At 31.6% G+C, this 8,441-nt stretch carries 5 protein-coding genes; all 5 read right to left on the bottom strand.

Annotated elements, in window-relative coordinates; translation table 11 throughout:
- The coding region (locus tag K8089_RS08425; protein WP_237602836.1) for a hypothetical protein at positions 1-888 on the bottom strand (888 nt) is incomplete at its 3' end.
- A gap of 12 nt (positions 889-900) precedes the next feature.
- Entirely contained in the window at positions 901-4,497 is a 3,597-nt protein-coding gene (locus K8089_RS08420) for a hypothetical protein (RefSeq protein WP_237602835.1), read from the bottom strand.
- A 14-nt stretch (positions 4,498-4,511) separates the two neighbouring features.
- Positions 4,512-5,516 (bottom strand): hypothetical protein, encoded by a 1,005-nt coding sequence (locus K8089_RS08415; protein ID WP_237602834.1) that lies wholly within the window; start codon positions 5,514-5,516, stop codon positions 4,512-4,514.
- Complete coding sequence (locus K8089_RS08410) at positions 5,516-6,373, bottom strand: hypothetical protein (protein WP_237602833.1); 858 nt, start codon at positions 6,371-6,373, stop codon at positions 5,516-5,518. Before K8089_RS08410 ends, K8089_RS08415 begins: the two co-directional genes overlap by 1 nt.
- Complete coding sequence (locus K8089_RS08405) at positions 6,336-8,441, bottom strand: hypothetical protein (RefSeq protein ID WP_237602832.1); 2,106 nt, start codon at positions 8,439-8,441, stop codon at positions 6,336-6,338. Before K8089_RS08405 ends, K8089_RS08410 begins: the two co-directional genes overlap by 38 nt.

The following is an 8,441-nucleotide window of genomic DNA, read 5'->3' as shown; positions in this document are numbered from 1 at the left end:
AGTTATATATTTCATAGCATGAAGATACAAAAAAGACAAATAATGACCATGGATTTTTTTCTTAAAGTGAGGAAGGTTATTAGACAGTCTGACGGGTGAGTATATTAGCTTTTGTACCTGAAAAGTTATGACATTAATTTTTGCAAAGAAAAATTGATTCGAATTATTTTTTCTAAGTGCCCCGTTTACAAAAAAATATCCATTTGAAGAGTTTTCACTTATTCCTAATATTCTGAAAGATGTAACCCCACTACTCCCGTAATTAATCTTTTTAGAAGCAATCACATTGAAGTTTTCATCTAACTTTATAAAAGATCCATTATTATATGTAACTATAAGATTAGAATCTAATTTATAAAAAGATGAAGATTGAAGGGATACATCATTGATGGTTTTTTGTAAGAGAACAGCACCATCAAATGATATTTTGTAGAAGTATAAATCGACAGAATCATTATCACTATCATAATCCCGAACTCCAAGTATGATGTTTTGATTAATCAAATTTATATTTGAGAGGAATGTACGGGAATTCTGATTTTGTATAGGGTGGGGGTGATTGGAAAGTTTAAAAAAAGTTTTACACCAAAAATATTGTCCTTCAAAATCAAGTGCAATTACACCTGCGATATAATTTGTATTATTCTTGCTCTCAAAGTGACAAAAAAGTTTTCCGTTAGCTTCAATAATTCCATTTATTTCTACATTCGAATTATCTATGTTATATGCTTTCGCCCAAACTAAATTACCATTATCATCAAATCTTTCGACGTATGCATTCAATGATCTTGAACCATAATAATAATAATATCCATTACTCGATACTTTTGCCCCTTTGATATTAATATATGAATTTGAACTATCAGTATACTCGTTTACAAATCCCATCTTTTTTAATATTTAAGCGTTAATTAATATATTTTTTACTTCAACCTTTTCTTCCTCAACACCTCCCATATCGTTCCACTTCATATATTTAAAATTAAAATTCATAATAGATGCAGTAATGTTATTGGTATTATTTATTACAATAGTTTGGGAATAATCATTACTGTGCAAAACGGTATAAGAATTATCAACATTTCCATTGGTAAGGGTCACTTGAATCATATTCTGGACAAGTTCCAATGGAATTTTAGGATTATTAAACGGCTCTGGGTTTCTGATTAAAATGGCTATAATATTTCCAGTGTTAATATTTGTTATTTTATTGAATTCAGTGGTTTCCGGTGGGTCCAAAGGTGTAATTCCAAAAACACCTTCAATAACCCTATCAAACAAATGTTGATATAAATTTTCCAATGGATCTCCCGCTTGGCTTTCTGGATTTACGATAATATCATATGCCTTTTCGATTGCAATGTTGTCTATCGCTATCTCTATATCATAAACGGCTTGTTTTACCTCAAGGGATTCTCCATCATTCAATAAATAACTATTTACCTGCGATTCAAAGTTCAAATACCGGGAAGTTTGAAATACAAATTCATGGATAGGCTCACTCACAATATTGTTATTGGTAACTTCAAATGCATTATACAAAAGTGCAGTGTATAGTTTGCGTGGCTTTAAATTTGTTAAAGTGACTGTAAATGCTTGGCTAGCGGGTGCTATAAGTTCTCCTAACTCTATCTCACAGGGTATCTCTCCGTTTTCAATCATATTAATTATAACCTGAATTTGAACTGGGATTCTTGGGTCATCGTCATCCACCCAATTATCTCCTTCAGCAGGCATGGGAACTGTTTCTTCATTATAATCTATTGGTAATGGATATGGAATTATAACATCTGTAATGGGATCTTTTATAGCAATGTGCAAGGCTCCATCTAATTGGGACATTCCTAAATAATCATTCCAACCTTTCAATAAATGGGAGGTCATTGGCTTAATAAAAAACAATTTTATTTCGCACTGTTCATTGCCATAAAATATAGGTTTTGCCCTAAGCAAACTACCGTCGGCATTTGGATAAGAACGATTATAATCTATATAGGAACGAAGCGAGGTAAGAGCATATTGATCAGGCTTTGTATTTGGTTTAATATAATCCACGTCTGGATTTTTATGATAATGACCTAACGGGCCTACTGTTTTGAAGCTATAATAGTAGTCATAGATACCAGGATTACTTTCCCCATTATCTACCTCATCTTTTAATCTATACTTAACATAATAAGCTGTATTGGGGCGCCATATAGGCTGGACAATACTTTGAACTCCTTCAACCATATCCTGAAATTCCTCTTCAATTGCTCCTGATCCTGGAATAGTTTGATTGTATTCGTAATTCTCTAAAGTCAACCAACAGATTTGTTGTAAGGATGTGCTACATTTGTTATTTTCCGTAGGTAAACAATCACAATCTCCAAAATTCTTTATAATGTCCAATAAAAATTGAGCTGAAGTTTTTAATCTTAAAAACCGGATTATTTGTTCGTGATGACCTACAAGAGATTCAATTTGATTTAATATGGATACAAAATTTTCATATTCCTCTACATATTCGTCTGTTTCAATATAAAATGCTATTTGTTTTAAAATATAATTAAATTGCTCAAAGCAATCGATGTTTTCATCTACCTCTTCACTGGTTTCAACTGGGACAAAGCAATTGTTAAAAAGTTGCACTAATTGTTGATACAAAGGACATATTACTGGGTGTGGGTTACAATCAGGATCTTTTCCATCTTTTTTCTCAGAACAGGCCACTCCCTTAAGAATCGCCAGTTGTTCCAATAATGCATTATACAATTCAACATTACTTGGTTCAGAAACCGTAATTCCTCCTTCGCCGCTTTCATAGGTGATTTCAAAAAGTTCGGCTATTTGCTCAAGAATGGAAATAATGGCCTCTACATCCGGATCATCGGGCTGGATAATAATTTTTGTAATTGCGTCATCATAATTTAGATAAGAAACTTCATTATTAAGCTGGGTTTTTGTTTTGTATTCTTCATTTACTAGTTCATATTCCACTATACTGGTAAGGTCATTAATAATGGATTTATAATATTTAATGGTTGCACCTTGGGCTTTCGTTGTAAGTCTTAATTTGATTTCTACTGATTTTTCAGGTAGAATAATAACCATCTGGTTGTAATTATTGAAGGAAAGTGATTGTTCAAAATTGAAAACATTTTCATCATCCGTAACCTCCAAGTATTCGTTATCTACTAGTATGATATTACCATCAACAAGTTCATACCCAGAAACATTGGAAAGAGTATAATAAGCACCATTGATAAAATGTCCAACAAATTGAGTAGGAGGATAGTATTTTGTTCCTAAAGTTTTGTTCAGTACATTAGAGCAGTCCTCGGTTTTGATTTCTTCGGAACAAAATAATGTGGACGGTGTAATACCATAAATTTCTGGGATACTCCATCCTGGCTCACCGGCTTCCATATAAGTAAATGGCGTAGTGGCCAGAAGCCTAATGGTATCATATTGTTTTTCTTTTATTTGCCAATACCCTATGCGTAGATGCGATACGTTGGGGCGTTCACTCGCAGGAACCACAGCTTCAAAAGGATGGTAATCAACCCAATTGCTTCCGTTCCAAGCTTTCACTTCAATATCTTCAATGGAATATTTATGCTTTACCTGTCTTACTTCCCTGCCACCTCGAATAACCTTTTGGGGTGGAATTAAATCCACATGTTTTTCTGGAGGAAATGTGTAGCCACCGATTTTATCTGAAATAGAACTCGGAATCAGGCCTTTTTCAACCTTAAATTCAATATAGGTATCTAATGGAATTATTTTATCTATTTGATTTGCGTTTGGAATGTTTTCAGAATAATGTAAATCAAAGGATTCATTTGTTAGCATATGAATACCTTTTACCAATTCATCTGTCCTGTCAATACCATTAGTTCCCTTGGGAAGAGGAGTGATAGCCGTTCTATCAACAGATTTCTCTTTTTCCCATTTCAATTTCACCGTGAAGCTCTTACAAACTTTTGCAAAAAGTATTTTTACACACACCCGTAGATTAAGTTCGGCATATATGAGAAAGGGTTTTGGTGCTTCTGCAGAGAGGATTGCATCTAAAGATAAACTAACGGCAACTATCCAAATGTCAATATCAATAATACCTCCGGCCGCAATGTAACCTCCAATCTGTGGTCTTTCAAAACTTATATATCCTCCAACTTCTACATAAGCAGCAAGATGCACTTTTGCTGGACCAAATTGTTTCTTAAGCTCAAAATCTACTCTCGCACCAGCTTCAATACCCTGAGCGGAAAGCATTAAATAGGACTGGGCCGTTATAATTGTCAATACTCTGGCAGTAATGGGAACCTCTCTAGTTCCGAAATTTACATACCAAGCAGAGGGATAATCAAAGAAAAATCCGGATTGTACTTCGGCATAAAGATCAATTAACAATCCACTTTTTGGAATTTGGAAATCCGCGCCCATTCCTGATTCAATGGAGTTGTCTCCCCAAGCGATAAACGCGAAAAATGGTGGCTCTCCAGAATCATCCAAACCTAATCGGGCACTTAAAATACTCGCCCTACAGCTTCGGGAATATTTTTGTCTTTTCTAAAATCAAATTTAAGATTATCTATATCTATAAGTAAACCTGTATCTCCAATTTGTGAAGGGGTTAAATCAAAACTATCTGGGTTTAAGAACTCTAATCCTTTTTCAGAATGATAGGTCAAGCTTCCCACTGAATAGGTAAGCCTTGATTTAACCGTGTCATCTTGTATAACATTATCCTCAGCATCAACAGGTTTTAACCACGTTCTTGGAAATGCTAAAGCAACTTCAATTACATCAACAGAAGCTGAAAATTTTGGAATAAATAAATTTACAATGGTATCAAGATTAAAATCTCCTACCCATCTATTAAAGAGAATATTTAGGTCGTCAAAACCTTCTGGCAAGCTGTTTTGATTTATATAGTTGTTCAAAATGTAGATTATACTATCTAGATTTCTATTGTTTAATTGTTCAATTAAATCTATAACGTCAGTATAATAATCTCCGGTTGTAGGATATGTTAGTGGTGGGTAACTATCATAAGCAGGATTTTGATTAAATTGATTTACAAATTCCTGAATAGGATATTCATAACCATTCAAAAATATTTCAACAGACTCAAAAAACAGCTCTTCTTTGGTTATGTTAAACATATCCAATAAAAGGAGAAAATAGTCCTCCACAGAACTTAAGTTTTCTAATTTTACTTTTCGAATGTATTTTAATATTGGAAGGTTATAATAAATTGAAATTGGAATTTCTGTTGTACCTGAAGCAGTTCCTGGATTTAATAATAATTGAAAACCATCTTCACCTCCAAAAAGATTTAAACCTACTTGTGCATTTATAAGGAGAACGAGATGGTGATAAGCAGAATCGCCATATACACTTTTTTCAACATAATATGTTTTGTAAAATAGTTTGTTTGTAATAGTACTAAAAGCAGTCTCTAACGGCTCAGGTAATTTTTCTGGACGAATAAGGTTATTAAGGGCCGGATAAAACTGCGGTGCTGCCATTATTTTTTGTTTTTTAAATTTAAAAAATCCTTTTTAATATATATTTTTATTTCGCTGTATGGAATTAATATTTCGGATATTAGATGGCCATCAATTCCAAATTCATTTGTGATTTTTGAGAAATTTAAATCAACAAAATCAATTTCAAGCGTAACACCCTTACTGTTAAAATATTTTAATTTTGAATTTTCCGTATTTATTATAATGTTATCAACTCTATAAGTGGGATCTTCAAAAATTTCAAAGTACATCTGAGTTGTGTTATCAAAATTTTTTTCTAAAATATTTTTAAAGTTTTTGATAATTGTTTCTTTATTACAATATAGATAAGTCTTAAGAAATTGATTAAAATCTTCTTTGCGATTCTGAACTAACATATTATTAAAATTGAATTCTTTTAAAGTATTTAAATTATAATTTAAATACTTATAATTCATCGTTTTCGCCCCAATAGTATAACTTTCAATCTGATATGATAAAAACTCATTTATACAATAAACTTGAGTAATAAATTCTGTAAAACCGTTTTTTATATTTAGATGCTCGTTTGTCGGCGATAAAAAATACTTCGTCAAGTAAAATGTTGTTTTCTCATCTTCTTTGATGTCAAAAATTGCTTTTAAAATTTCTGAATTCGTTTTATTAAATATATTACCATTTATTTCCGCAAGTTTGACACTCCCAAAATATGCATATAACGAGTCCGTTTTAATTTGATAATCATTCCATTCAATATTATCACATTTTATATTTTGAGAATACAAAATATTTAAATTAATAATCAAAAAGACTATTATAAATGTTGAACAAGATTTATTTTTAAGCATCCAAATCATGATAAAGTTTTGTTTTTGCACTTAAATAAAATTTATCTAGTACCTTCAAGCGATTACTGTCCATATTAGAAACAGTTGATTTTAGGGCTTTATAACTATGTTGATTTATAGCCTTAATAAAAGCCAATTTTTTATTTTTAAATTCACCAGCACCTTTTACATAAGTGTAGAGTGAAATAGCTAAAAGTTCAACTTGATTTGGTTTGCATATAAGGTTACTTTCAGCTAAAAATTCTTCTATTGTCGAACCCACTGGATAATTTCTGCTGAGTGCCCCATTTTTAATGATAGCATTTTTATTGAAAAATCTATTTTTAAAAAGTTCGTAGGCAGCTGACATATTTAAAACATAGGATGGCAATTCAAATTTTTTTAAAACTTCTTTATAAGCACTCCAATAGTTTATCCCAGCATTTTTCCGATTTCCGAACGATCTTTTGAAGATCATTAATATTTTTTCTTTTTCGAGTAAATTTAGATTTATAAAGGAATTGTTAAGCCAGAAATAGGTCTCATTATTATCTGGATCGGAATAATATGTAATTCCTACAGGAGGAACTGGAGGTAAAATTGGATTATCTGAAAAGGAGTAATCTAAAAAATTACTAAATAGAAACCAAGAATCATTAATAGTGGTTGGTATTGGAATCCATCTACTTCCATCATCTTGTGGAGTAAGGGATATTGTGATTGAGCCTGATGTTTTACCAACATAAATTTTGTGATAATATGTCTTTCGATCCTTATTACTACTCGTTTGATTGTTTCTAATTATAGTAATCTTTTTACCACTGGAAATGTTTGTAATATTTATTTCATTTGGATGGTCTTTATCTATTAGTTCTGATAATTCCGATTTGAGTTGTGTATTAGTTACATTATGGTTTAACTCTTGACTTTTTTTATTCCCATAATAAAATTGGAAGGTACCACTGCCAGCAATTGATAAAGTAAATTCGACGGTATAATAGCTTGAAAATGTTGCGCCTAAGTCTACACCCATCCCAATTGTTAAACCTGAATTTTTATTTAAAATTCTATTTTCTAAAATATCCCAAGTAGCATAAAGATTGTTATTTAGATATTGAATTGCTAGAACATCATTCAAATCTAAAAACTCAGTCATAATAGCATTATCATTAACAGGTTCTATATAAATTGTATTTGTTTCCAAAACTATATAAAAACCATTGCTGTTTTCATTCAGTAAAAAGCTGCCATTCTCAGTAAACAGAGACATATCGGCAGGATTGACTGTCTTAACAAAATGTTGGACACGTTCTCCGGCTGTAATATTTGAAGGCCAGTGTGGTATTCTGGATATATATGAGCTTTCCTTATTTGGATTTAACCAATTTAAAGGTGAATACCTATTTTCAGTATGAGACAAAAGATAAAAATAAATTGGTATTTTTATGTCGTTACTATAGAACAAATTATATTCCTCAATTTCTGTAAATAATCCTGATGGTATGGTATTTCCAGTTTCAAAAGGTTTTGGTTTTATAGCATTAGAATCAAGATAATCTCTAACATCCAAAAATTCATAGGCTCTCTTTTGATACCATCCTTCAATTACAGTATTATTGTCATCTATTGCTTCTCCAGAGTTATTCACCTGTTCACCTGCGGAATTTATTTTGATAACACCACTACCCGAAAGGCTTCTAATATAATTGGCAAACTTTCCCCATTTAACAGGGTTATTTCCAATGCTATTTGAGATTTCGCCGTTATTAATATTTTCAAGCTCTAATAAGTTATGTGTGGAGGGCAGCCTGAAGATAACATAAAAGGTTAGTTTGTCTATAGAAGCATTTGCACTATTAAATGAAATTGTACTTGGAGAATTATTTGTGTCTAAATAAAAACCAGAGTAAGTTGCCAATTCACTTATAGCTGATGCAGAAACGTTAGAATTTCCTAGAATACTAATTAATAAATTTCTTATTTCCGTGGTAATTGTAGAATTAATTATTGCATTTCCAACTAAATACTGATTAACAATAGGAATCGTTAGACTGATTTCCTGAATAGGAACAATAAAGTTCAAGTTTGAATATCCGGAAGTGTCTGTTATCGCTATCAT

This window comes from Aequorivita vitellina (assembly GCF_022008365.1).
Classification (GTDB): Bacteria; Bacteroidota; Bacteroidia; order Flavobacteriales; family Flavobacteriaceae; genus Aequorivita; species Aequorivita vitellina.
This window is presented reverse-complemented; position numbering and strand designations above follow the sequence as displayed.

Bases quoted from the DNA above. Each gene is read 5' to 3' on its own strand.
- K8089_RS08415 (WP_237602834.1), bottom strand. From the start codon at position 5,516: ATGGCAGCACCGCAGTTTTATCCGGCCCTTAATAACCTTATTCGTCCA.
- K8089_RS08405 (WP_237602832.1), bottom strand. From the start codon at position 8,441: ATGATAGCGATAACAGACACTTCCGGATATTCAAACTTGAACTTTATT.